General features: G+C 60.5%; 21 protein-coding genes and 14 pseudogenes. 17 read left to right on the plus strand and 18 right to left on the minus strand.

The annotated features are described in order from the left end of the window. Positions 1 to 38 precede the first annotated feature (38 nt). On the minus strand, positions 39 to 875 hold the full coding sequence (locus tag NKI70_RS24790) for a transporter substrate-binding domain-containing protein (protein ID WP_352725018.1): 837 nt from the start codon (positions 873 to 875) through the stop codon (positions 39 to 41). A 423-nt stretch (positions 876 to 1,298) separates the two neighbouring features. On the opposite strand from NKI70_RS24790, the pseudogene NKI70_RS24795 reads away from it, so the two are divergent. Continuing rightward, positions 1,299 to 1,783, plus strand: a pseudogene (locus NKI70_RS24795) (transposase); the annotation flags it as partial. Between the two features lie 675 nt (positions 1,784 to 2,458). Here NKI70_RS24795 and NKI70_RS34035 read toward each other — a convergent pair. From NKI70_RS34035 to NKI70_RS24810, 3 pseudogenes are all read right to left on the minus strand, one after another. Beyond that, positions 2,459 to 2,589 (minus strand): annotated as a pseudogene (locus NKI70_RS34035) (IS110 family transposase); the annotation flags it as partial. Between the two features lie 109 nt (positions 2,590 to 2,698). After that, a pseudogene (locus tag NKI70_RS24805) lies at positions 2,699 to 3,025 on the minus strand (IS110 family transposase); the annotation flags it as partial. Between the two features lie 121 nt (positions 3,026 to 3,146). Further along, a pseudogene (locus NKI70_RS24810) lies at positions 3,147 to 3,568 on the minus strand (IS5 family transposase); the annotation flags it as partial. A gap of 813 nt (positions 3,569 to 4,381) precedes the next feature. Between NKI70_RS24810 and asnB the strand changes: the two are divergent. The 5 genes and pseudogenes from asnB to NKI70_RS24835 all read left to right on the plus strand — a co-directional run bounded on the left by asnB (position 4,382) and on the right by NKI70_RS24835 (position 8,966). Next, on the plus strand, positions 4,382 to 6,214 hold the full coding sequence (gene asnB, locus NKI70_RS24815) for an asparagine synthase (glutamine-hydrolyzing) (protein ID WP_352725019.1): 1,833 nt from the start codon (positions 4,382 to 4,384) through the stop codon (positions 6,212 to 6,214). 157 nt (positions 6,215 to 6,371) lie between these two features. After that, entirely contained in the window at positions 6,372 to 6,710 is a 339-nt protein-coding gene (locus NKI70_RS24820; protein ID WP_352725020.1) for a hypothetical protein, read from the plus strand. A gap of 7 nt (positions 6,711 to 6,717) precedes the next feature. Further along, positions 6,718 to 6,889, plus strand: a pseudogene (locus tag NKI70_RS24825) (integrase); the annotation flags it as partial. Positions 6,890 to 6,903: 14 nt separating this feature from the next. Beyond that, positions 6,904 to 7,325 (plus strand): annotated as a pseudogene (locus NKI70_RS24830) (IS110 family RNA-guided transposase); the annotation flags it as partial. Between the two features lie 789 nt (positions 7,326 to 8,114). Next, on the plus strand, positions 8,115 to 8,966 hold the full coding sequence (locus NKI70_RS24835) for an SDR family NAD(P)-dependent oxidoreductase (protein ID WP_352725021.1): 852 nt from the start codon (positions 8,115 to 8,117) through the stop codon (positions 8,964 to 8,966). Positions 8,967 to 8,991: 25 nt separating this feature from the next. Here NKI70_RS24835 and NKI70_RS24840 read toward each other — a convergent pair. Then, positions 8,992 to 9,117 (minus strand): annotated as a pseudogene (locus NKI70_RS24840) (IS110 family transposase); the annotation flags it as partial. Positions 9,118 to 9,335: 218 nt separating this feature from the next. Between NKI70_RS24840 and NKI70_RS24845 the strand changes: the two are divergent. From NKI70_RS24845 to NKI70_RS24860, 4 genes are all read left to right on the plus strand, one after another. Further along, the gene (locus NKI70_RS24845) at positions 9,336 to 9,566 is read left to right on the plus strand and encodes a tyrosine-type recombinase/integrase (protein WP_352725042.1); all 231 of its coding nucleotides are present in this window, start codon (positions 9,336 to 9,338) and stop codon (positions 9,564 to 9,566) included. Continuing rightward, the gene (locus NKI70_RS24850; RefSeq protein ID WP_352725022.1) at positions 9,563 to 10,525 is read left to right on the plus strand and encodes a tyrosine-type recombinase/integrase; all 963 of its coding nucleotides are present in this window, start codon (positions 9,563 to 9,565) and stop codon (positions 10,523 to 10,525) included. The genes NKI70_RS24845 and NKI70_RS24850 overlap by 4 nt, the downstream gene beginning before the upstream one ends. A gap of 114 nt (positions 10,526 to 10,639) precedes the next feature. Next, positions 10,640 to 11,011: a site-specific integrase gene (locus tag NKI70_RS24855; RefSeq protein WP_352725023.1), complete on the plus strand. Its 372-nt coding sequence runs from the start codon at positions 10,640 to 10,642 to the stop codon at positions 11,009 to 11,011. Next, positions 10,962 to 11,423 (plus strand): tyrosine-type recombinase/integrase, encoded by a 462-nt coding sequence (locus NKI70_RS24860; RefSeq protein WP_352725024.1) that lies wholly within the window; start codon positions 10,962 to 10,964, stop codon positions 11,421 to 11,423. The genes NKI70_RS24855 and NKI70_RS24860 overlap by 50 nt, the downstream gene beginning before the upstream one ends. Before the next feature lie 143 nt (positions 11,424 to 11,566). Here NKI70_RS24860 and NKI70_RS24865 read toward each other — a convergent pair. The 4 genes and pseudogenes from NKI70_RS24865 to NKI70_RS24880 form a co-directional block, all read right to left on the minus strand. Further along, positions 11,567 to 11,916 (minus strand): annotated as a pseudogene (locus tag NKI70_RS24865) (IS66 family transposase); the annotation flags it as partial. Between the two features lie 286 nt (positions 11,917 to 12,202). Beyond that, on the minus strand, positions 12,203 to 13,363 hold the full coding sequence (locus NKI70_RS24870) for an IS110 family RNA-guided transposase (protein WP_352725025.1): 1,161 nt from the start codon (positions 13,361 to 13,363) through the stop codon (positions 12,203 to 12,205). Between the two features lie 55 nt (positions 13,364 to 13,418). Next, complete coding sequence (locus tag NKI70_RS24875; protein WP_352725043.1) at positions 13,419 to 13,580, minus strand: IS66 family transposase zinc-finger binding domain-containing protein; 162 nt, start codon at positions 13,578 to 13,580, stop codon at positions 13,419 to 13,421. Beyond that, complete coding sequence (locus NKI70_RS24880; RefSeq protein WP_352725045.1) at positions 13,507 to 13,728, minus strand: hypothetical protein; 222 nt, start codon at positions 13,726 to 13,728, stop codon at positions 13,507 to 13,509. Before NKI70_RS24880 ends, NKI70_RS24875 begins: the two co-directional genes overlap by 74 nt. Between NKI70_RS24880 and NKI70_RS24885 the strand changes: the two genes are divergently transcribed. Continuing rightward, on the plus strand, positions 13,636 to 13,977 hold the full coding sequence (locus NKI70_RS24885) for a hypothetical protein (protein WP_352725053.1): 342 nt from the start codon (positions 13,636 to 13,638) through the stop codon (positions 13,975 to 13,977). The genes NKI70_RS24880 and NKI70_RS24885 overlap by 93 nt on opposite strands. Here the strand turns inward: NKI70_RS24885 and tnpB are convergent. From tnpB to NKI70_RS24905, 4 genes and pseudogenes are all read right to left on the minus strand, one after another. Next, complete coding sequence (gene tnpB, locus NKI70_RS24890) at positions 13,917 to 14,216, minus strand: IS66 family insertion sequence element accessory protein TnpB (protein ID WP_352725047.1); 300 nt, start codon at positions 14,214 to 14,216, stop codon at positions 13,917 to 13,919. The two genes, NKI70_RS24885 and tnpB, sit on opposite strands and share 61 nt — an antisense overlap. Before the next feature lie 125 nt (positions 14,217 to 14,341). Next, a pseudogene (locus NKI70_RS24895) lies at positions 14,342 to 14,980 on the minus strand (tyrosine-type recombinase/integrase); the annotation flags it as partial. Further along, positions 14,977 to 15,507, minus strand: coding sequence for a tyrosine-type recombinase/integrase (locus NKI70_RS24900; protein ID WP_352725026.1), 531 nt, complete (start codon positions 15,505 to 15,507; stop codon positions 14,977 to 14,979). The pseudogene NKI70_RS24895 and the gene NKI70_RS24900, both read right to left, overlap by 4 nt. A gap of 396 nt (positions 15,508 to 15,903) precedes the next feature. After that, the gene (locus NKI70_RS24905; RefSeq protein ID WP_352725049.1) at positions 15,904 to 16,068 is read right to left on the minus strand and encodes a tyrosine-type recombinase/integrase; all 165 of its coding nucleotides are present in this window, start codon (positions 16,066 to 16,068) and stop codon (positions 15,904 to 15,906) included. Here NKI70_RS24905 and NKI70_RS24910 point away from each other — a divergent pair. Both NKI70_RS24910 and NKI70_RS24915 read left to right on the plus strand, forming a co-directional pair. Continuing rightward, positions 15,994 to 16,230: a hypothetical protein gene (locus tag NKI70_RS24910; RefSeq protein ID WP_352725055.1), complete on the plus strand. Its 237-nt coding sequence runs from the start codon at positions 15,994 to 15,996 to the stop codon at positions 16,228 to 16,230. The two genes, NKI70_RS24905 and NKI70_RS24910, sit on opposite strands and share 75 nt — an antisense overlap. 407 nt (positions 16,231 to 16,637) lie before the next feature. Continuing rightward, positions 16,638 to 17,411: an SDR family oxidoreductase gene (locus NKI70_RS24915; RefSeq protein WP_352725027.1), complete on the plus strand. Its 774-nt coding sequence runs from the start codon at positions 16,638 to 16,640 to the stop codon at positions 17,409 to 17,411. Positions 17,412 to 17,684: 273 nt separating this feature from the next. Here NKI70_RS24915 and NKI70_RS24920 read toward each other — a convergent pair. From NKI70_RS24920 to NKI70_RS24930, 3 genes and pseudogenes are all read right to left on the minus strand, one after another. Then, positions 17,685 to 18,088 (minus strand): annotated as a pseudogene (locus tag NKI70_RS24920) (transposase); the annotation flags it as partial. 106 nt (positions 18,089 to 18,194) lie between these two features. Further along, positions 18,195 to 18,430 (minus strand): annotated as a pseudogene (locus NKI70_RS24925) (ATP-binding protein); the annotation flags it as partial. Further along, complete coding sequence (locus NKI70_RS24930; protein WP_352725056.1) at positions 18,420 to 18,566, minus strand: hypothetical protein; 147 nt, start codon at positions 18,564 to 18,566, stop codon at positions 18,420 to 18,422. The gene NKI70_RS24930 and the pseudogene NKI70_RS24925, both read right to left, overlap by 11 nt. A gap of 53 nt (positions 18,567 to 18,619) precedes the next feature. On the opposite strand from NKI70_RS24930, the pseudogene NKI70_RS24935 reads away from it, so the two are divergent. Beyond that, positions 18,620 to 18,984: pseudogene (locus NKI70_RS24935) on the plus strand (transposase); the annotation flags it as partial. A gap of 433 nt (positions 18,985 to 19,417) precedes the next feature. Here NKI70_RS24935 and NKI70_RS24940 read toward each other — a convergent pair. Together NKI70_RS24940 and NKI70_RS24945 are read right to left on the minus strand one after the other, a co-directional pair. Continuing rightward, positions 19,418 to 20,162, minus strand: a pseudogene (locus NKI70_RS24940) (IS1380 family transposase); the annotation flags it as partial. 83 nt (positions 20,163 to 20,245) lie between these two features. After that, positions 20,246 to 20,716 carry a thioesterase family protein gene (locus NKI70_RS24945; protein WP_352725028.1) on the minus strand — a complete coding sequence of 157 codons (471 nt, stop codon included), beginning with the start codon at positions 20,714 to 20,716 and terminating at the stop codon, positions 20,246 to 20,248. Between the two features lie 131 nt (positions 20,717 to 20,847). Between NKI70_RS24945 and NKI70_RS24950 the strand changes: the two genes are divergently transcribed. The 3 genes and pseudogenes from NKI70_RS24950 (at position 20,848) to NKI70_RS24960 (ending at position 21,785) form a co-directional block, all read left to right on the plus strand. Next, a complete protein-coding gene (locus tag NKI70_RS24950; protein WP_352725029.1) occupies positions 20,848 to 21,018 on the plus strand; it encodes a hypothetical protein in 171 nt (56 codons plus the stop codon). A 63-nt stretch (positions 21,019 to 21,081) separates the two neighbouring features. Further along, positions 21,082 to 21,251: pseudogene (locus NKI70_RS24955) on the plus strand (IS110 family transposase); the annotation flags it as partial. A gap of 366 nt (positions 21,252 to 21,617) precedes the next feature. Continuing rightward, complete coding sequence (locus NKI70_RS24960; RefSeq protein ID WP_352725030.1) at positions 21,618 to 21,785, plus strand: hypothetical protein; 168 nt, start codon at positions 21,618 to 21,620, stop codon at positions 21,783 to 21,785. Positions 21,786 to 21,859: the final 74 nt, after the last annotated feature.

Consider the following 21,859-nt stretch of genomic DNA (forward strand, 5'->3'; position numbering starts at 1 on the left):
GCCCCGGCCCGGCCAGGGCCGCTAGAGTTTCGTGAACCTTATCTTTCGACGGTGCAATCCACTCCATCGTACCACTTCATCGACAGCTTGGAGAGAGTACCGTTATCCCTCATGCTCTGGACGGCGGCCGCAATCTTGTCGTTAAATTCCTTGTCGCCGGGCATAATCGCGATAGCCCCTGGTGTGGAGTACAGCGGCTCGCCAAGCACCTTCATTGGATAGCCGGCCTTGATCGCGTTGAGCGCAAGGATTTCAGTATAAAGGACCGCATCGAGGCGAACACCATCGCCGAGACGAAGGTCTTCAAATGCAGTGCCTGTGTAAGACTTTATCTCGCCTGCCTTGAATTTGAATTCAATAGGTTTAGCGCCGGGCCAGTCGGCTACCAAGGTGTTATTGGCATATTGCTCGGTGTTTTCGCCTGAGCCGATGCCCACTACTTTGCCATTGAGGTCCGAAAGCTTGGTAGCTTTGCTATCCTTGTGGACGAGCGCGACCGCCCGCCCGTAGACATACACAGCCGGGAAAGCAAATTTTTCGGCGCGCGACTTGGATGGTGTCATCTGGCCCATGGCCATATCCCACCGCCCGCTCCAACGGCCTGCAGCAATAACGTCCCAGCCCGGCGTTATGAACTTGACCTGCACGCCCAAGTATTCCGCGATTCCCTTCGCGACGTCGATGTCGTACCCAACAAGTTCGCGGTTGTCGTTCAGGGACGACATCACCCCCCAGTCCGTCCCGACCGCCACTGTCAGCGTCTTTGTGTTGAGCACTTTATCGAGTACGGCGCCGGCATTGGCCGTGGCCGCGCAAGCCACGTAGGCAAATGCGAGCGAGGCTGCAGCAGTTATCACTGTCATAAGCTTGTTCATGCGAACGTTCCCTTCATTTTTGTCTTGCAAAAATTTACGACCCGACCGGTTCTCCATGCTTGAGCAACAAGCACGCCGGCCGATCCATTCCAACCTAATTTCACTGGCCAGTACGTTGACAGAATATTATCGATATGATGCCCATCTTGATCTTAGATCGCTATTGGCGCAGTGCCTCAACGCGGCATTGCGGGGATCGAACTGACCAGCCGCCGCGAGTGGGGTTGTCCGCTGTGCGTCGCTGCCTTTGTACAGATCCGGCGAACATTTTATTGTCCGGTTACTCGTTAGTACGACTGTGTCATGAAAATTGTTCTGGAAGCATGGACATCGTGGCAGCGCGGGCGCGCCTAATCCGGATTGCGGCGATGCAACTACTGACGTGGTGTTCGGGACGGAGCGGCGGCGCCACGGGTTCGGTTCCGCTTCAGCGATCCACATAAGCTCGTTGCCTATCTTGGCCTCAATCCGGCATGCGGCAGTCCGGTGAGGGGCCAGCCTATCACGGGCGCATCACGAAGCAGGGCCGCGGCCATGCGCGGGGGATGCTGGTCGAGGCGGCATGGGCGGCTGTGCGATCGCCAGGACCTCTTCGCGCCTTCCACAAGCGGATCGCCTCGCGCCGCGGGAAGCACATCGCGGCCGTCGCCACTGCGCGCAAGCTTGCAATGATCATCTGGCACATGCTGATCAAGGATACCGACTACATCTGGGCCCGGCCGGCCTTGCTCGCCCGCAAGTTCAGATCGGTCGAGCTGCGTGCCGGCCTTCCGACCAGCCATGCCAGACGCGGCACCGCCTTCGACTACAACATCCCGGCCAAGCGCGCCGAAGAACGATCCCGCGTCGAGAAGGCGGAAGCTGCCTATGCAGCAGCGACTTCCCGATGGCGAACGAGGCCGGAAAGGCAGAAGGCTGTGGAAAAGCCGCCGAATGCGAAGAACGGGCTATTCTACAACATCCGTCTGCATCGGCTTGCCGGTGGCAATGCGCACGGTGATCTCGCGCACCGGATCGGCGAAGGGATTGCGGCGCGAGCGGGCCATGCGCTGAGGCAGGAAGCCGATGCGGTCGGAGAGGATGTTGTTGCCCTCAGGCATGGGCTGCTCGGGTGTCACCTCGAGACGGGTGGGGCTCTTCAGACGGGAGACAAAGCGGCAGCCCTAGGCGTCGGGCAGCCCTTGGCGTCGAGTTCGGCCCACCAGGCGAAGTCGTAGTAAGCCAGATCAAAGACATAGGCCATGCCAGGTTCGATGGGCATCGCTTGGCCGGGGTGATGTCGTTGATCCTCTGGCCTGTCAAGGCGACCGCGAGCGTGGCGTCGGCGTGCGGGTCGAAGACGATGTGCAATTTGTGGCACGCGCCCCATGGAACGTGCTTCAGAATGGCATAAAAAACACTATTGTGGTGCCGCATGACGTACTCCTGCTCGTGTCTCAAACGCCGCGAAACGTCTGGAAACCGAGTGGAATCAATGTCATGCACCATGTCCGCTCAATTTAACCGGACAGCAATGGGAAGGATCCAGGCATCGCCCGGTCGGGCGAAAGCTCTGCTTTTGCTCCTTCGGTGTTCGTCGCGGCTTACGCCGCCAGCGCGGTAGGCTCCTTTCCTAAGCGGAACTCGGCCACGTCAGTCCACATGCGGTGCAGGATGACGGCGAGCTTGCGGGCTACCGCCACCGGGCCCGCGCCATCCCGCGCCGTTTGGCGATTAGGCAACCTTTCGATGTGCGGGACTGGGCTTGTAAATGGATAGACTTGAACGTTTTCTTCGGCCAAAGCCGATATCAATTTTCGGTGGCCGAGCCGCTGCCGCTGTTACCAGCCAGTACGCATGATCTGCGCCAGCGCGCGGGCGTCATTGCGGTCGATCTTGTTGGGCATCGTCTTCATTGCCGCGTTGGCCTGCCGCATCTCGATGCAGGTCTCCGGCAAGCCCTCGGCGTGCAGTCCATGGTGAAGCCGGGCCGTCAGCGAGCACGCTTCCAGGCCGATCCGTTCAAGCGGCAAGCCGGTCCCCTTCAGCGCGTCACACGATGCCTGCGGGTCGCTCAACGCTCTCGCCTCCTTACCGATCCTGCCAGTCTCGTCGACAATGCAAATAGAGGTCTCTTCCAAAGACACGTCCAGTCCGGCAAAGTACTTCATGGCTGCTCCTCCCAAATGTTTGTGGCGACTCACATCGACCACGTGTCACATTTCGACAGGAGCAGCCGCCATCATCTGCCTCGGTCGAGACCCCAATCACCCCATCCGTTTTTTTTGAAATTCAGGGATGGGCGTTTCTGCGGATAAGATTGCCCCCATAGCGACGAGGATCATGGCGTGAGAGACGTCGATGCGCTTCTCGTAGTCGCGCACGAGCCGCCGCCACCGCGTGATCCAGCCGAAGGTTCGCTCGACGACCCAGCGGCGGGGCAAGACTTCGAAGCCCTTCTGGTCGTCGGATCGGCGGATGATCTCGACCACGAAATCGAGGTAGGCGGCCTTGTCCATGAGCTTGAGCCGATCGTAGGCGCCGTCGGCGAAGAGGTGTTTCACCCAGGGCCAGCGCTTTCGGATGCCATCCAGGATCGCCTGAGCCCCGGCACTGTCGGAGATACCGGCCGGCGTCAGGTTGACCATCAACAGCCGCCCATCCGTATCGACGGCGATGTGGCGCTTGCGGCCGACAATCTTCTTGCCGGCGTCGCACTTGGTGGCGAAGTCGTACTTGGTGGCGAATTGGGGCGCATAATCCTGCGGTCTGTCGAAGAGCGTCTCGTTGATCCGGTTGTGGATCCTCGCGACGCTGGCAAACACGGCGTGATCGGTTGCAGACCCTTTGGCTAGGACGTCGCGTGCCAACCCCATGACCGGGCACATCCAGTCTTGCGAGCGCCGACATGGTCCGCACCAGCGGGCGGGGGTTGGTCTTGGCGGCCATCCAGGCCTCCAGCACCGCGTCCGACAGCGCCATGTCATCGATCGCGCTCACTGGTGCACCTTTGGGCCGGCGGGTGCGAAGCGATCAAGTGGCGTAGCATCGGCAGCCCGAGCATCTGCAGTGACGGCCAAGCGCGCTTGCCGGTTGATGGCCCGTATGAGACGCCGCCGCGCGGCAGGTCCGGGAGACCGCGCACTTCATCGAGCATGGGGCGTACAAAGACATCGCCCTCGTCATCCCCGCTCTGCGCGAACTCCACGTCACCCATTATGACCCGGAATGATCGGCGCCGGCGCGCCGACCAACGAACGACTTAACCACCAAGACGATTCGGGAAGGTGCCTCGACGCATCGCTTACCCTCGAGGCGCACTCTTCCGCACGAGCAAGATATCCTCCCAACCCGCAAGCGTTTCGACTTCGGCGCCGTCCGATGTCCGACAATGTCGGATACGCAACTTAGCTGAGCCAGATCTATCCCTTTGCCTCGAAACGATTTCTCATTTGGCATGGCATATGCCTGCTCATCGGCAAACCACGTCATGGACTCGACAGTTACCCAAGGCAAGGAGCCAAAATATGTGCGGCATCTGTGGATGGATTGATTTCGATCGTGACCTAGGAAGTCCCGACGCGCGAAGGGAGCTTGCCGATATGACGTCCGCCATGGCCCATCGTGGTCCGGACGACGAGGGGATTTGGATCGACGGGCCTGCGGCACTGGGACACCGCCGCCTAGCGATCATCGATATCCAGGGCGGTCGCCAACCGATGACGCACCAGGAGGACGGCCGACCGACGTTGGTGCTCGTCTACACGGGCGAGACTTACAACTACCGCGAGCTGCGTCAATGGCTTGCCGCCCTGGGCCATCGGTTTGACACGAGCAGTGACACCGAGGTGGTGCTGCGCGCCCACCGCGAGTGGGGCCACCGCGACCCTCGCAGCGCCGTGAGCGAACTCAACGGGATGTTTGCCTACGCACTCTGGGACACCGCCAAGCGCGAACTGCTTCTCATACGCGACCGGCTCGGCATCAAGCCGCTTTACTACTACCCCACCGAGCACGGAGTGTTATTCGGCTCCGAGCCAAAGGCGATCCTCGCCAATAAGCTCGCGGAACCGACCATGGACGCCGACGGGCTTCGTCGCACCCTGTCCTTCATACCCGACCCGGGCAGCACCGTGTTCCGCGGCATGCGTGAGGTACGGCCCGGCCACATCGTCCGCGTGACCCGCGACGGCATCAAGGAGATGAGCTACTGGCATCTCACCGATAGCGGGCACACCGACGACGTGCCTACCACCGTTCGGCGCGTCCGCGAGTTGCTCGAGGACACGATCCAGCGGCAGCTCATCGCCGACGTGCCGCTGTGCACACTATTGTCGGGCGGGCTTGATTCCTCAGCCATGACCGCACTGGCCGCGCGCTTTAGCGACGAACGGATCCGGTCCTTCGCCGTCGACTTCGTCGGCTACACTGACAACTTTATCCCCGGCCCGTGGCACCCCACACCCGACGGGCCGTACGTGCACGAGGTCGCGAAATACGTTGGTACCGACCACACGGACATCACGTTGTCCGCGCACGAACTCATGGACCCGAACGTGCGGGCCGCCACCGTCCACGCCCGCGACCTGCCGTTGACCTTCGGCAACATAGATAGCTCGCTCTACCTCCTGTTCGGGGCCATCAGGCAACACTCGACGGTGGCTCTGTCTGGGGAGGCGGCGGACGAGCTTTTCGGCGGCTACCGTTGCTTCCACGATCCCGCGGACGTTCAGCGCGACACGTTTCCCTGGATCGAAGACAGCGACGATATCGTACGGCGGACCCTAGACCCCGGCCTGGTCGAAAAACTCGACCTCCCCGGCTACCTCGACGAACAGTACCGCAGGGCACTTGCGGAAGTGCCGACCCTGACCGGGCCGGCCTCGGCCGATCCGCACGAACGTCGCATGCGCGAGGTCTGCTACCTCTTTCTCACGCGTTTCCTGCCGACGGTGCTCGACCGCAAGGACCGGATGAGCATGGCTTTGAGTCTCGAGGTGCGGGTTCCTTATTGCGACCACCGTCTCGTCGAGTACGTGTTCGGCACCCCGTGGGCCCACAAGACTTTCGACGGGCGCGAGAAGAGCCTGCTGCGGGCCGCCACCGCGGACCTGCTCCCGCAATCGGTGGTGCAGCGAGTAAAGAGCGCGTACCCAGCTATCCAGGATGCCACCTATGACAGAATGCTGCGCACGCGTTTCACTGCGCTGCTGAATGACCGCAATGCGGCAGTGGCGCCGCTGTTGTCCCTCGACCGGTCCCGCGCGTTGCTCGATGCGACCGACAACCTCAGGAGGGTAGAGTGTATCCTGACCCTGCAAGATTTCCTGACGGATTACAGGGTGAGTCTCACGATCTGAGACTACAGAAGACTCAAAAGGATAGCAAACGGTCGTTGGTGCACGGATCGGTTATTGGTGTTGACTTAGTCTAGTACTCCAACCGCTATTGTTACTCGTAGTAACATTCGTGTTTCCGATTGGCCGGATGATGTTCAATGCAATCCATGAGGAAACGTTGCTGACGCTGATGCCGCGAAATACGACAGCGCTTGGTGCCTGGGACGGCAACGACCTTCCCGACGAGCAAGTCTATGCTGCTCTCGTCAAGGATCTGCAGGATGCGTGGGAGCAGAGGACGATGGGCTCAGTCGCCGTGCGGATGAACTATGAGCTACCAGGCACCGGAAGCCAGTTTACGTCCAGCGCCCGAAAGGCGAGCACGCTTTTGACCGATCCCTACAAGGCGGCGCTGATCCAGATAGATCCGCTTTGGGAGCGTAAGGAGGTCTGGAACCTTCTTAGAGGCCGTTTGGAAAATCGGAAAATTGGGATTTCGGCGGAGGCTGGTTTGTGATTCAAGCCTGGCCAACGAGAAGAAGCTGGCGCCGGCTCGATCCACACCGCCATTTCGGCGCTGCGTTTTCTCTACAAGGTGACGCTCCAAAGAGACTGGGTGCCTGACGAGGTCCTGCCGCTTCCAAGAAGCCACAGAAGCTGCCGATCCTCCTCAGTCCGGATGAAGTGCAGCACTTTTCTGCTATGCCGCCGAGATCAAGGCCTGGCACACGCAGAACGAAATGAGCCGGCGACTGGCGACGATCCCCGGCCTAGGTGTGCTGACCGCATCCGCGATTGCGGCGACGGTTCCCGATCCTTCCTTCTTCCGGTCTGGTCGCGAGTTCGCGGCATGGCTGGGCCTCGTCCCTCGGCAGAACTCGAGTGGCGGCAAAGAGCGGCTGGGTCGGATATCAAAGCGGGGCAACCGCTACGTCCGGCGCATGCTGGTGATTGGCGCGACTGGCATGCTTCGCTACGCGAGCAAAAAGCGCGCCTGGCGCACAATGTGTCAATGGTCGCTGAGCGTCGCCCGCCGCGTCTGGTTACGGTCGCTATGGCCAACAAGATGGCTCGGATCGCATGGGCGATCATGACGAGGCAGGAAACCTTCAGGGTACCCGCGACAGCGGCGCAGCAGCGAGGATCACGGATTAGTTGAGATAGGGGAGAGCGACAGGCCTTCCAGAGATCGTAAGGGTGAATGAGACTTGGTGCCAACCGGTCGAACCGGGGATGGGAAAACCTGCCGATAGCCATGCGGATTATCATTACCGCCTAATAGTGATTGAGACCGAACCGCGAACTTCCATCAGGGCCAGCGGTTATCAATGCAGCATCAACACGCCGGACACATGACCGCACCCGATCGGGAGGTGAAAAAATCAGGTTCTCTCTTGCGCGGCAAGAGCCATGCAAACAATGACACGTTTCTTAAATATTGCATCAGAATTTAACAATTCTATGCGAGTTTAGATTTGACGAAAGGTAAGGAGATGCTAGCATAGCATTCAAATCAGGCGAACGACAATGCGCGGCATGCACCCAGGACTGTCCACAAGGCAAAGTGGCTTCGGCCTACGCCTCGGCTGAGAGGAAATGTCGCCAGCTCAAATCCCAGGAGGTCTATCTTAACTGCACGGTCTCCAGTCCTACCGACTTATGTGACACCAATAGAAAGGAGGACTTAGGTTGTCAAAATTGGAGCACCAATGTCGCGATGTAAGAGGAACAAGCCCAAACCTTGTATACATGATGTGCTGTCGTTTACGACTTTTGCTCCAAGACTTAACTTATCGCATGAGGCGCTGAAAGAGACTCAAATTCAAGGCAAATGGGCGCCGCCCGAATCACATTCCACGAGCCAACCTAACTGCGCTCACTAGCTTCATAGAGCGGGGTCAATTTTTTAAAGGAAAAAACCATGACCAAAGTGGCAATTGTGACAGGGTCTGCAACCGGCATGGGCGCGAGTTGCGCCATCGATCTCGCAACGCGGGGATGGAACGTTACGATAAACTATAGTAGAAGCAAGAAGGAAGCCGGTGAGACTTATGCCAAAGTTAAAGCACAAGGTGTTGAAGCAATCGTTGTGCAGGCCGACGTGGGGCAAGATGCAGATTGCCGCAAACTTGTCGCCGAGACTCTGAGCAAATGGGGACGCATCGACGGCCTTATCAACAACGCTGCCACCACAAAGTTCCAAAAAGACGGCGACCTTGAAGACGTTACACCAGAAGATTTCGACCGCATATTTCGCGTGAACACCACCGGCGCTTTCATGATGAGCCGTGCTGTGTTTCCGGCCATGAAGAGACTATGGGAGGAAAGCGAAGAACGCGGCGCGATCGTAAATGTGTCCAGCAATGCCGCCCTTACCGGCGACGGCAGCTCAGTGCCCTATGCGCTGTCGAAGGGCGCCTTAAATACTCTTACCGTGACGCTCGCACGCTGGCTCAGCCCTGCCGTTCGGGTGAACACCATTTGCCCCGGCTTCATCCAAACCCGTTGGATGCTAAATGGCATCGGCGAAATTGAATACAACAAGATGAAAGAAGACGAGGCACAGCGTACGCCTCTACGCCAGGCAGGCACACCGGAACAGATGTCCGAGGCTGCGCTGTTCTTCCTGACGGAAGCATCAAACATTACTGGTCAGATCATTGTTGTTGATGCCGGCGACCATCTTGGACGGTTACGGCGGCCCTCGACCAATGGGGCGCTGATGCAGCCGGCACCGAACATATCTGAAACACGTCGACGCAAGATTTTATAGCCTAACATTGGCCAAAGGCATTGCCCAGCGCTCCACTCAAAGCTTCAGGCTCGCTCGCGCAACGCATTTCCTTCATGATTCGGCCGCTCTCGTCCACAATGCAGATCGCGGTCTCTTCCAAAGACACGTCAAGTCCGGCAAAATACTTCATGGCTGCTCCTTCCCGATGTTTGTGGCCTTCCAAAGCGACCACGTTCTAACATCCCAATAGGAGCAGCCGCCCGCATCCGGGTTCGGCCCAGACCCAATCACCCCATCTGTTTTGAAATTCAGGATGAGCGTTTCTGCGGATGAGATAGCCGCCCATAGCGACGAGCATCTTGGCTCTTCTACCACAGCAGCTTGGGCTGGTTTGAGAGTACCCATCCGGTGAAGCCCGGCGAAGGCCGCCTTGCGCGAGTATTGCATGGTAGCGCGCGGACCGGTGTCCACATTCTCCGCCACAGCATGGCGAGCCGACTTCGGCGCGCCGGCGCGCCGATGAAGGAGATTGCGGACATCCTGCGGCATCGAAGCCTCGACACGTCCGCCATTTACGCAAAGGTCGATCTGACCAATCTTGCAGCCGTGGCCCTACCCTGGCCGGGGAGCGCGCAATGACCGGCGCGCGCACCATGCTCTCGCTGGCAGAGGACTATTTGTCCGAACGCCGCGCCCTTGGTTTCGCCCTCAGGATGCGGGGCCATCAAATCACCGCCTTCGCCTTGTTTGCCGACGAGCGCGGTCATAGTGGCCCGCTCACTAGCGATATCGTCCTGAACTGGGTGCAAGGCCAGGCCAAACGGGCCAGTCCTTTCTCATGGGCCCGGCGCCTCGAGGCCCTTCGCCCGTTCGCGAGGTATCTTGCCCGGCTCGATCCCGGCACCGAGTTCCCACAAACCGCGACCTTTGGTCGTTCACATCGCCGCCTCGCACCGCACATCTATTCGGAGCAGGAGATCTGCGACCTTGTGACCACTGCTTCGCGCCTCGCCCCAGAGGGCGGATTGCGGCCGGCAACCTACACGACGATCTTTGGGCTGATCGCCGCTAAGGATCTCCGCCGGTCAGAAGCACTTCACCTGCGCTGCAGCGATCTCAATCTCGATGGAGCGTTCCTTACGGTTCGGAACACGAAGTTCTGCAAATCCAGGCATGTGCCCCTACACGCCACCGTCGTAGCCAAGCTACGGCGCTATCTGGCGGTTCGGGCGCGTCATGGTGCACGCACCGAGGACTCACCGCTGTTCCTGTCTCCGGCGGGCGGATTCATCGCGAAGCGGAGGATCAATAAGGTTTTCCAGAAGCTTCGCACCAACCTTGGTTGGACCGCGCGGGGCGGCCATGGCAAGGTGCGTATTCACGACCTGCGCCACACCTTCATTTGCCGCCGTATCCAGCTCTGGCACGAGCATGGCGCCGATATCGACAACGCCATGGCGGCGCTCTCGACCTATGTCGGCCACGCCAAGATTTCCGATACTTATTGGTATTTGACCGGCGTCCCGGAACTCATGGTGGTCGCTGGCAAACGGTTCGAGCTGTTCGCCTCTACCGTTGGAGGGGGTCATCATGACTGACCCCAAGCTGGCATCGTCCTTCCCCATCCTGCTGCAACGCTTTTTCGTCGAGCATCTGGGCAATCAGCGGGCCGTCAGTTCGCGCACCATCGCCGCCTACCGCGATACCTCCGATTGTTGCTTGACTTCGCCGAGGCGACGATTGGAAAGGCGCCCACCCGGCTGACCCTGGCCTACCTCGATGCGCAGTTGATCCTGAGCTTCCTCGACCACTTGGAGAAGGAGCGGAGCAACGGCGCCCGTACTCGCAACGCCCGCCTGGCGGCACTTCGCTCTTTGCTTAAGTATGCCGCCCACTACGATCTGACCGCGCTCCCCGTCATCGAACAGGTGCTGGCCATTCCGATGAAACGGTTCGACCAGCCGGTCCTGGGATTTTTGTCACGCGAGGAGATGCAGGCGATCCTTGAGGCGCCGGATGCGCGGACATGGGCAGGTGAGCGCACTGTTCAGTCTGATGTACAACACCGGCGCCCGCGTGTCTGAAGCCATCGGCCTGCGCGTCGGCGAGGTCGCCGTCGATGGCTCGGCGGTCGCGCACCTGCATGGAAAGGGGCGCAAAGACCGCACCGTGCCGCTCTGGCGTACGACCGCCAACCTGATCCGTAGCTGGAAGCGCCGGTTGGACTACGCCGGCGAGGAGAACTTCCTGTTTCCGAACCGAGGCGGAAGATGCATGGCGCGTTCGAACGTCACCCAGCGCCTTAAACTTGCGGTCTCGGCCGCCGCGGAACGTTACCCGCAACTGGCGCGTCGCTCGATTTCGCCTCACACCATCCGCCATACCACGGCAATGCATCTTCTGCAGTCCGGCGTCGACATCAGCCTCATTGCCCTATGGCTGGGTCATGAGAGCCCCGCCACGACGCACATATGCCTTCAGGCGGTCTCGCCATGAAGGAGCGTACGGTCAACCGGCTGCAGCCCATGACGGCCAGTCAAAGCCGGTGTCGACCGCCGGACCAGTTGGAAATCGTTCGGGAAACCGATCGTTATACGCTCCTGTCCCGATGAGCTGCGCATAATCATCGGGTGCGCATAATCACGCACATAGGTCCATAATCGGTCGGTATCGGTCTTGCCCTTGGCCAGGATCGGCACCGTCGTGTCCTCGCCGTGCAGACGTGAAGCGGCCAGCACATGGGCTTCGAGCCGCTTGAACAGCGGCATCAGCGCCGCGGCGCGGGCGCCGACCTGGTCGGCGAGCGTCGACAGGCTGAGCGGCACGCCTTCGCGGGCATAGCGTTCAGCCTGCCGGTTGAGCGGCTGATGCTGGCCGAACTTCTCGAACAGGATCATCGCCGGCAGGCCAGGACCGGCCCAGCCGCGCGGGTGGCGTGGAACGGCGCCGGAGCCTGGCTAATCGCCTCGCAGTCGCGGCAGGTGAACTCACATGGGCCCGTCAATGTAAAGCGGGTTCAAAAACGCATGTTCGGCACTCCCATCGATCCAGTATCCAGGCTCGAGCTCAACATCTGACTGGAGCACTTCCACCAGTCCAAACTCACATACGGTCGCCGCTTTTTATCGGCCGCACCAAAATCCCTCTTTCGTAGGCGGAGGCTCGGTAGGACAAAACCCTTCTTCTCGTCGGCGCGTGACGCCATATTCACCCTTCGGTTTGTCCTGTCTGGATCTGCCCGCACCACTGCGGGAGATTGAGGCGATTTTCATCAATCAGGCCGCCTTCAGCTTTGCGCCTTCAATGACCACTCCATGAACGGCATATTTCCAGAGAGCTACAAGAAGCTTTCTTGCCAGCGCGACTATCGCGGTTTTCTTCCCGCGTCCGCCGTTTCGTTGCACGCGCTCCATGAACCATGTGCTGAGGGCCGAATTCGGCTGATGGTGTAGCCATAGCCATGCCAGCTGGATCATGACTGTCCGAAGTCGCGGGTTACCAGCCTTCCCGACACCTTGTTCATGATCTACAGAGCCACTCTGCCAAGGGGTAGGCGCCAGGCCAGCATAGGCAGCGACTTGGCGGCGATTATCGAAGCTGCGGAAGAGCCCCTCCGACCAGAGAACCGCAGCGACTTCAGCACCAATACCCTTAAGCTGCACGATCATGGACGCCGGGTTTGGCATAGAGTCGCTCGCGACATTGAGCAACGCGTCCCGTTCTGCTTCAACCTCCTTGATCTGTGCGAGGAGGATTTCGAGACGATCAAGTTCCCGTAAAATCTGTGCTTTAACTTGACGTGGCAGCGGGTGTCCGTCGCCCGTTCGCAGTTCCTCCAGTCGAGCGCGGCGATTTCGGTAGATCGGTTCGTAGTCGCCAATTCCTTGTGCGAACAGCAAGCCTTTGATCCGGTTTACGTGCAGGATTCTCTCTGCGATCAGCGTCTTTCGCTCTCGGCAGATTCGACGACGATCCTCTTCATCACGAGTGGGAACCCTGACCATCGCACACACCCTTGGTTCACCTCGCTTGTAGGCCAGAAGCGTCCGCACCAAGGTTTCCCCATCAATTTTATCGGTCTTCGCCCGCCGATGTTTTCGGGACGTCAGAACCGAAGCAGGATCAACTACCCAGCTTTCTATTCCATTCTTCTCAAGTGTGCGGTGGATCCAGAATCCGTCGAGACCGGCTTCTTGGATGACGACCACGGGGTACGTTTTGCCGGTGCGCGATCGCCCCTTCTGTTGGAGTTCTGCGAGCCTTTTCAGGAGATCCGCAACATCGCCTCCCAGAACTGAGTGCTTCGACATTTTCTCTCCCCCTCCCGGCGAAAGAGATGTGATCAACCACCGTGTTCTGCTCAATTCCAGCGACACGAAGATCGCGCAGAGTTCGGTGCGAATGGCGATCGAAGTTTCAAATTGACCGGTTTGCATGCCTGGCTCCCGAGTGGTGTTTGTAACAACCACACATTCGCAAGAGCGGTGGCTGCTATCCAGTCGCCCATAGGATCTTCTCCCGCACGTGCTGGATCACCTTCCATTGCCGCGGCACCACCTCCAGCGTCTCGGTGATATCCTCACCCAGCTTGCGCAGCCAATGACCGCCGCAGCAATGGTAAGCGGTCGGCGCCGGCCCGCGTTCGCGCGGCAGATGCTCGGGAAATGGCTGGCGCGCCGGTCGTTTGCGCATGTAAGGCGCCACCTCGGTGGTCCGCGCCGCTGCCTGTTCGGCGGCGATCTCGTCTTTCCGTTGCCGTGCTCTCGAGTTCCTCGAAGGTGAGCTCCATCTGGTCGTGCAGGCGGGCGGAACGTCCAGAACTCTGACCATGCAGCGCCCGCTGCAGCTTCCGGATTGGCAGATGCTGATGGGCGATCAGCGCCGCATCATCCGATGCCTTGGCCCTGGCGACCGCCAGTTCGGCCTCGACCAGCGCAGCGCGGGCGGCCTCGTCTTCGGCTCTGGCCAGCGCCGCGGTCAGCGCTGCCCTCAGCGCGCCGATATCGTCCGGAACGGCATCCTGGGCGGTGGCAACCATGCCCTGGACTGAATCATAAAACGCGTCCGCTGACTCGCGGAAAATGGCGCAAACTCAAAGAAAAACTCAGCCCGCGAGCTCAGGGCGGAACGTGTGACGCGCCAATCGATCCCGTCGAGCATGTAGGCGAGCTGTGCCGGTGATATGGAAACCGTGCCGTCCGCCGGCGACGGCCATAGAAACCGGCCCTTCTCGAGCCGTTTTGCATACAGCGACATGCCGAGCCCATCATGCCAGATAATCTTGACCAGATTGCCGCTGCGGCCGCGGAAGACATAAAGATCGCCGGCGAATGGTTATGTGGCGTGGCTCCGAAACGAGTCAGGCGCTCGTTGCGGGCGCCGACGAATATCGGTCGCGGCTCGTGATGGGCGATCCCGCGCTCGCTCAACAAGGTTGTCAGCGCTCGCGCCAGGTCCTTAGGAATGGGGACGACGCGGTCTCTGCGCCCCTTGCCGCGCAGCAGCACTTGCGGGTGCGGCCGCTCCAACTGAAGGTCGTTTGCGTTGACGCCGGTGGCTTCGGAGACCCGGGCGCCGGTCCGTGCCAAGAAGAGCAGAAAGGCTCGGTCGCGCCGACCACGGCGCGTCTGTGGATCGGGCGCCGCGATGAGGGTGTCCACTTCGGCCGTGGTGAGGTGGTACGTCACCTCAATGTGCGTCCGTTTAATGGGAATCGTCAGCACGCGTTGGGCGACGCCGAAGGACGCCGGGTCGGCGGCAGCGACGTGGTGGAAGAAAGATCGGATCGCGGCCAGGCGGGCGTTGCGCGTGGCGACGGAATTGTTCCGCTTCTCCTCGAGTTCGTCGAGAAAAGCGAGAACAAGGTCTCGATCAAGCTCTTCGAGCGTCAACGCCGCCGGCTTCTTCCGCAACCGGGCGGCGGCAAAGAGGATCAGCATGCGCAAGGCGTCGCGATAGCTGGCCACGGTCGCGGGAGTCGCGTTGCGCTGCTTGGTCAAGCGCCGGCGAAAATAGGACTCCAGGAGCGGGGCCAGGAGCAAATGTTCGCTCATGCTGCACCTTCATCGAGGAAGGCGCGCTCCGCCGCAATAGCGAGAAGATCCGCAGAGCCAGTGAGGTAGTAGGCCGTGTCGCTGTAGCTGGCGTGGCCGAGATAAGTGGCAAGCAGAGGCAGAAGCGCCTGAACGTTGGCGCGCTGTTGGTGCCAGAGGCTGAGGCGGGTCACGGCGAACCGGTGCCTGAGATCGTGCGGCCTTAACGGCTTGCCGCCATCAAGGCCCGCGAGCTTACGGACCTCAGCAAAGCCGTTTTGCAGGCCAGTCGCCGAAAGGCCGTTGCCCCGGGAACTGAGGAAGAAGGCCTGATCCTTGGGCATGGGAAAAGCGGCATCGCGCTCACGGGCATAGCAACCAAGGGCAGCCTGGGTTGTCGTGTGAACTGGAACGAGACGATCCTTGCGGAACTTCGTCTTCCGAATGAGGAGGACCCCGTTGGCCAGATCGACGTCGGAACGATCAAGCGGGACCACTTCGCCCGATCGCAGCCCCGAACTCGCCAACAATCCGATCAGCGTCGCCATGGTCCGCCCTCTGAGCGGGGTGCCTGCGAAATGCGGGCGCATGCGTCGGTGAGCGACGCCAACTCAGCCTCGCTGAGAATACGCGGAGGCGGAATCGCTCTGGATCTGGGGAAAGCTCTGCGCTCCAAGGCCTCGGTTCGGACGTCATAGAAAGCGAGATACTCGTAGAATCGGCGAAGCACGCCGTGACGGGTGGCGCGGCTGTTGGCGGCGCGCCGAACGACAAGGCGAAATCCAGCGCCATCGTCCGGGTGGCGGGCGCATCGAGCTGAGCGCGCTCAACGTAGCGGACGAAAGCCCGCAACGTGCCAGCTTGCTTGCTGAAGGCGTAGCCGAAGGAGCGGCGCAGTTCGATGTAACGCTCGGCCTTCTCGCCGAGGAATCGGGCAAAGGCGGTCATGCGACGCCTCCCGGAAAAGGGAGTGCGACCTCGGCGAGCTGCGAGGCCGCGACCTTTACGTACAGCGCCGTTGTGTTGATGCTCCGGTGCCCGAGAAGATCGGCGACCTCGTTGATCGGCCTTCGCTGCCTGACGAGTTGGGTGGCAAGGCTGTGGCGCAGGAGATGCGCACCTGCGACCCGCCCGAGTTCGACCCGCCATGCCGCAACCGCTTTCGCACGATCCTCGAAACAGGCGACGCGCACTTGAACGGTCCCACGGGCGGCGTGAAGGACAGGAACAGATACGGACTATCCACCTTCGGTCGAGCGCGCAGGATGTAGTCGGCGACCGCAGCGCCGGTCTCCTCGAGGAGCGGTGCCACCCGATCACGCTTGCCCTTGGTGCGCCGGACAAAAATAGCAAGACCAATCCAGAGGTACGTCAGAGATTATAGCGGCCAGAGACGGATAGCGTTGAGGTCATTGTGCCAATCGGAGGTTATGTAGAGGATCAGGATCTCACGCAAAAGGTTCATAGATTCGAGCCATCTCGCATTCAGATGCTCTACCGCCCCGTCGCAGGGAGGAGATCTCCGACCTGCGACTACACACAGCCATCTCGGACCGTGTGACGTCGGCGCGGTAGAGCATCTGAATGCGAGATGGCTCGAATCTATAAACAACATTTGACGTTAGCGACGCTCGCAGAGACTGTGTCTCGGACCTCTAGAAATTTGGGCGGCAGCACAATGACCCCATCCCTCTCCCTCTCTGGTCGCCGAGTTATCGTCTCCGCCGCGGCCTCCGGTATTGGTCGTGTTATCGCCGAGACACTTGCGGAAGCTGGAGCACGGGTGGAGGTGTGCGACGTTGATCAACTGAAGATTGCAGAGATGAGACACCGTCATCCCGCCATTGGCGCGACGTGTTGTGACCTTGCCGATGCGACCGATACTGAGCGCTTCTTCGCAACTGCGGTCGAGCGGCTGGGTGGGATCGACATCCTGATCAACAATGCCGGGATAGCAGGTCCGATCGAATCGGCAGAATCCATGACGCTGGACGCTTGGAACCGGACGTTGGCGATCAATCTTACCAGCCATTTCGTGCTTGCCCGTCTTGCCGCGCCTCTCATGCGGCAGGCGGGTGGCGGAGCAATCGTCAATATATCGTCGACCGCGGGTCTGGAGGGTTATGCGCGACGTTCACCCTACAACGCTTCGAAATGGGGCGTTATCGGACTGGCCAAGAGCCTTGCAAAGGAGCTGGGCCCTTCACAAATACGCGTCAATGTCATTTGCCCAGGTTTTGTCGAAGGCGATCGTCTGGAGCGGCTGATCGCCGAGAAAGCTTCTCATCTGGCCGTCGACCGCGAGGAGATCCGCGCCCGCTGGATGGCGGAGTCGTCTATGGGGACGGGTGTGCTACCGGATGATATTGCAGCCATGATCCTCTTCCTTGTCTCGGACACTGGCAAGCGAATGTCCGGCCATATCTTCGTGGTGGACGCCGACGCGATGTGAATCGTTGCGCCCGAGCCAGAAATGGCCGAGCAACAGGCGCAGTGCGGTTCGGTCAAGCTTTCGAGAAGATTAATCTAGACCGACTTCCTAGTTCTTTTTACCCTCTCAACTCACTGAGAGACAATCGTCACCGCAGACGCGTCAGACCGGAATCGTTCATGGTCATGGGCTTTTCAAATGCTCATCGCGCATCGAATCGGGCGGATTCATAATGCGCCTCCGGGCGGTCGTCAAATATTGATTGTAGCGGCTAACCATCTTCGGGGTCGACGGGCCGACCTTCAGGCCAAAGCCGCGCAAGACCCCCCGGATGCTCATCTCGACATCGTGCCGCTTCGACTGCAGGAGCTTGCGCGGGTCAGCAGGGGCGCGGACCTCCTGTGCCGGCAGTGACTTGCAGTGCATGGGCGGAACCAGCCAAGCCGCATGAGCTGTGCAATGCCGCGCGCATCTTTGCGATCCGTCTTCACCGACATCGCCTTGAAGGCGTCGCGCACGTGGCTCCACTGCCAGGCCGGACGCCTGCGGCCCAGCAAATAGCCATTGCGACAGCGGGCCTGCCTCAAGGCCAATCTAGGCAACCGGTACTTCGAGCGCCGAAAACCAGGCAATTAGCGTCTCCGGCTGGCTCACCACCTTCGCTTCCCATCAAGCACACAGACACTTGAGCATTCCAATCACACATCAATCCCGGCATAACAATCCACGGTCGTCTCTCCTTGATGTTTGGCGCTGGCTTCGGCCATGAAGCCGTTCACACCATCATTGTGAGGGACGACCGCCTCAACCGAAAGTCTGGCCGCGGCGCCAGAGGCCCGTTACCCGATCTAGAGCCAGACTCGGGGACGAGATGGCGTGCTGCCGAAGGCGGTAGCTTGATCCCTCGATCTGGATAACGACGGCGTGGTGAAGCAGGCGATCAAGAACTGCGGTTAGGGCGACAGGGTGGCCCGAAGACCTCGCCCCATTCGGCAAATCTGCGGTTTGAGGGAGATCATGGCGCCCTTCTCATAGCGGGCGACGTTTGAGCGGCGGGTTCGCGAACTGGTCGCCCACCATGACACGCTGCAGCAGATTGTCGAGGCTCTTCTCAATACCCGTGCGGTGCTGCTGTGCGAGTTCAAGACGATCGAGAAGCGTCTTGTCGGTTGGCACGTCGCGATGCGCAGGTGCGCAACCTGATGGGCGTGCCGGGGGTCGGGGCTTTGGTAGCGCTGACATTTTCGGCGGCCATCGACGACCCGCCGCGGTTTCGCTCGTCCCGGATGGTGGGCGCCCATTTTGGCCTGACGCCCAGGAAGTATCCGTCTGGTGAGACAGACGTGACGGGGCGCGTCTCCAAGGTCGGTGACCATGGGGTGCGTGTGGCGCTCTACGAGGCGGCCAACGTGATGCTGACGCGACCGGTCAAGAGCTCGGCCTTGAAGTCCTGGCGCTTGCGGTGGCGAAGCGGGGCGGGATGCGAAAGGCCAAGCTTGCACTTGCGCGCAAGCTGGCGGTGGTTCTGCACCAGATGATGCGCAGCGCTGAGCGCTTTCTGCCGACAGCCCGTCCTTCTGCAGTCGTGTCGTGAAGCGTTCGATAAGAGGATAAGGATAAGGAGGACCACGGCGGGCATCGACACCAGTTCCTGCCGTTACGACGTCCCTTGCCGGGACGGTGACGGGAGCGGCTCGTTTGATGACTGCGCGTCCCTAGATTGGCCAGCCGATCCCGATCAGATCCTACGCGCCGCGATCATGTCGCGGTCGCGATTGAGGCCGGGGAGCGGCCAAAGCGCCGACTGCGGACAGAAGCAAGACCGCGGCAGCGGATAAGTTACGAGAGATTGACAAGACGAGGCCCGTTACAGAAGCCCGTCTTATTCATGACGCCTCTGGGTTTGTTTGGCGCTAATCGGCCGACAGGTGGCGGCGGGGCGTCTTTTTCACCGCGGCTGTGTCTGGACTTGTGAACGCGCGGGGGTTTGAAGTTGTCTGGTTCAACGGGGGCTGCTGCCCCGGCGGTCATGGTCCAGCGGGCTGCAGATTGCTGGCGAGCGCCCGCAACAGGCCTCGGGACAGGCGGCGGCGAAGGCCAGGCGGACGCCCGAGACGGTTTCGATGACGCGGGCGCCGAGCTTGAGGAGCCTGAGCCGCAACGTGGCGAACTCGGCTCTGCCGAGATGATGGGATGTGGGCACCGCCTGGCGCAGGGTGAGCATCAGCCAGTATGCGACAGTGTGCAGGACGAGGCGGACCTGGTTGGCGATCGGCGAACGGCAGCCGGTGCGGTCGGAGGCAAGTTGGCTCTTGTGCATCTTGATCAGGTTCTCCGCCGGGCCGCGGGCGCAGTAGATCACGTCGTAGAGGTGCTCGGCCGAGCCTGTCGAGATTGGTGACGACGAAGCGGATGTCGAGGCCCGTCGCGGTTGCCTCGATGCGGGCGCAGACGCGACGCTCAAGGTTCCAGGACTTCGCGTTGTAGTGGGTCTCGGCATAGCCGCTCGCGCGGCGGGTGCGGACGTCGTCGGCGCTCTCGTCGACGAGCCGCTGGAGAACCGTGTTGCCGGGCAGTCCGAAGATGTAGTCGATGCCGTTGTCCCTCGCCCCAAGCCGTGACTTGCGCCCGGCCGTAATGGCCATCGCCACGCACCAGGATACGGGTGGTCGGCCAGCGGGCGCGGATGCGCCGCACAAGACGGCGCAGATGGCCACGGATCTCCTTGCCCGTCGGCGTCTTGCCGGGATGCAGAATCATGGCGACCGGGCGACGACGCCCGTCTCAGCTTTGATAATTCCTCACGAACACGCATGAAGGTGCCGCGGATACAGACTGACAAAGATCAGGTAAATTCAACCTATTCTCGGTATACCCATTCGGCGACTGACAATGCCCGGGTCGAATGTACCGCTGTCCGCCTCGACACGGCGTCCAAGCTCGGCCATCACATCCGGCAGGAATGGTTCTACGCGCCGCGATAGCAGGTTGAAATTCAGAAAAAGCTGTTCAGCTGTCGATAGTAACGTTCCGTCTCCACGCACCATCGCTTGCGCGACATGGACACGCTTTTCGTCAAGGTCGGCTATCCAAGTAGTGAGGAGCAACTCGTCGCCGCGCATCGCTTCTTTCTTGTAAGCGACCCGCGCTTCGGCAGTGACGAGGCCGGAGATAATCGAGCCATCCGGACTTGGACGTATCGCGGCGTCGAGCCGTACATCCGCAGCTCTACTGAAAGCTCCCAGATAGTGCACCATATTCATGTGCCCATATCCGTCGATAAGATCGTCGGTCACCATTGTTGAGAATTTTCGGGTCGCATCCATCTATTTGCCCAGTCTCGTTTTCTTAGCGTGAAAAATTCATGGGGGTTGGTGGATGGGGCGCAAGCCATTGAGATGGCGTAGGATTTGGTTGCTTCAGCCGATCCGAACATTTCCTGGAGACCACACCCACCATGAACGATCTTACGCTGCCGCTGAGCGGTTTGTCATCAGTCGGCGGCAAGTCCGTCGTCGCCCGTTTCGACGGCGGCATGCTGTCGTCCAACAGCGGCGTTCTAGCTTTGGCACGAACCCCTTCAAAATCATCCTTCAAACCGTCAGCGCCTGAAATCCGCGATGACTGAGCCCGCGACCTTGATTTTCCGAGCCTCCTTCGGGCACGGCTTTGTCGGGACATCGAGGTGATCGATCAGAGCGAGCTTGCTGTCGTGCTACCGATGTTGGAAGCTTGGCGCAGCATTCGCATCCGTGCCACCGAGCTTGGGCGCCAGCTTGTCGCAGATGCACGTCAAAGCCAAGCATGCCGCATACTCATGTCGATCCCCGGCTCGGCGCCATTACCGCAATCTCGTTCGCGGCAGGCTTTATGGCCCAGCGCGCAGGCGATCCAACTCTTGCCCAGGCCGGTCGGACTGGGCTCATAATGCCCGTTATCAGGATGGCGAGGCAAAGAAGATTGTCCGTTACGCCTTTCATCCACGTTCGGGCGGGGAGATTTTCGTCACAGGCCGTCAGCGTTATTGCGGTGAGCCGGCCTATGTCGGGCGACAACCGGATGGCAGCCTGGCGCTGATTCCGATCTGGATGACGGAAGAGATCGCCCTGACGATGGCGGTTCGCGAGGCGCCCCGTTTTCCCCTTTCATGCCTGCGCGACCTGCGCCGCGAGGTCGATGCATGTCTGCGTTTTCTGCAGAGCGACTCACGCCAGCCAGGAGACGACCATGCAGCGCAGGCAATGCCGAACCGACCAGCCAGACCTGTTTTCCAAGAAGGCTCCGCCATCGAGTCTTCCAGGCGAAGTCCGGGAACGCACCCTCCCGCTGATCGAGACCTTGCTGAGGGAAGCGGTGGTGAGCCAGACGGGACGGGAGGCAGATCATCACCGCTGAACATCTCGCGCGCGGTGCCTATGTCTATGTCCGGCAGTCGACGGCCGATCAACTCGTCAACAATCCCGAGAGCC

It is taken from the genome of Mesorhizobium sp. M0500, from assembly GCF_040321165.1.
In the GTDB taxonomy this organism is placed as follows: Bacteria; Pseudomonadota; Alphaproteobacteria; order Rhizobiales; family Rhizobiaceae; genus Mesorhizobium.

Excerpts from the sequence above, each read along its gene's own strand:
- NKI70_RS24790 (WP_352725018.1), bottom strand. The coding sequence starts at position 875 with ATGAACAAGCTTATGACAGTGATAACTGCTGCAGCCTCGCTCGCATTT.
- NKI70_RS24945 (WP_352725028.1), bottom strand. The coding sequence starts at position 20,716 with ATGGATGCGACCCGAAAATTCTCAACAATGGTGACCGACGATCTTATC.
- NKI70_RS24960 (WP_352725030.1), top strand. The coding sequence starts at position 21,618 with ATGCAGCGCAGGCAATGCCGAACCGACCAGCCAGACCTGTTTTCCAAG.
- NKI70_RS24870 (WP_352725025.1), bottom strand. The coding sequence starts at position 13,363 with ATGCAAACCGGTCAATTTGAAACTTCGATCGCCATTCGCACCGAACTC.
- NKI70_RS24915 (WP_352725027.1), top strand. The coding sequence starts at position 16,638 with ATGACCCCATCCCTCTCCCTCTCTGGTCGCCGAGTTATCGTCTCCGCC.
- asnB (WP_352725019.1), top strand. The coding sequence starts at position 4,382 with ATGTGCGGCATCTGTGGATGGATTGATTTCGATCGTGACCTAGGAAGT.
- NKI70_RS24850 (WP_352725022.1), top strand. The coding sequence starts at position 9,563 with ATGACCGGCGCGCGCACCATGCTCTCGCTGGCAGAGGACTATTTGTCC.
- NKI70_RS24835 (WP_352725021.1), top strand. The coding sequence starts at position 8,115 with ATGACCAAAGTGGCAATTGTGACAGGGTCTGCAACCGGCATGGGCGCG.
- NKI70_RS24900 (WP_352725026.1), bottom strand. The coding sequence starts at position 15,507 with ATGGCGACGCTGATCGGATTGTTGGCGAGTTCGGGGCTGCGATCGGGC.
- NKI70_RS24950 (WP_352725029.1), top strand. The coding sequence starts at position 20,848 with ATGAACGATCTTACGCTGCCGCTGAGCGGTTTGTCATCAGTCGGCGGC.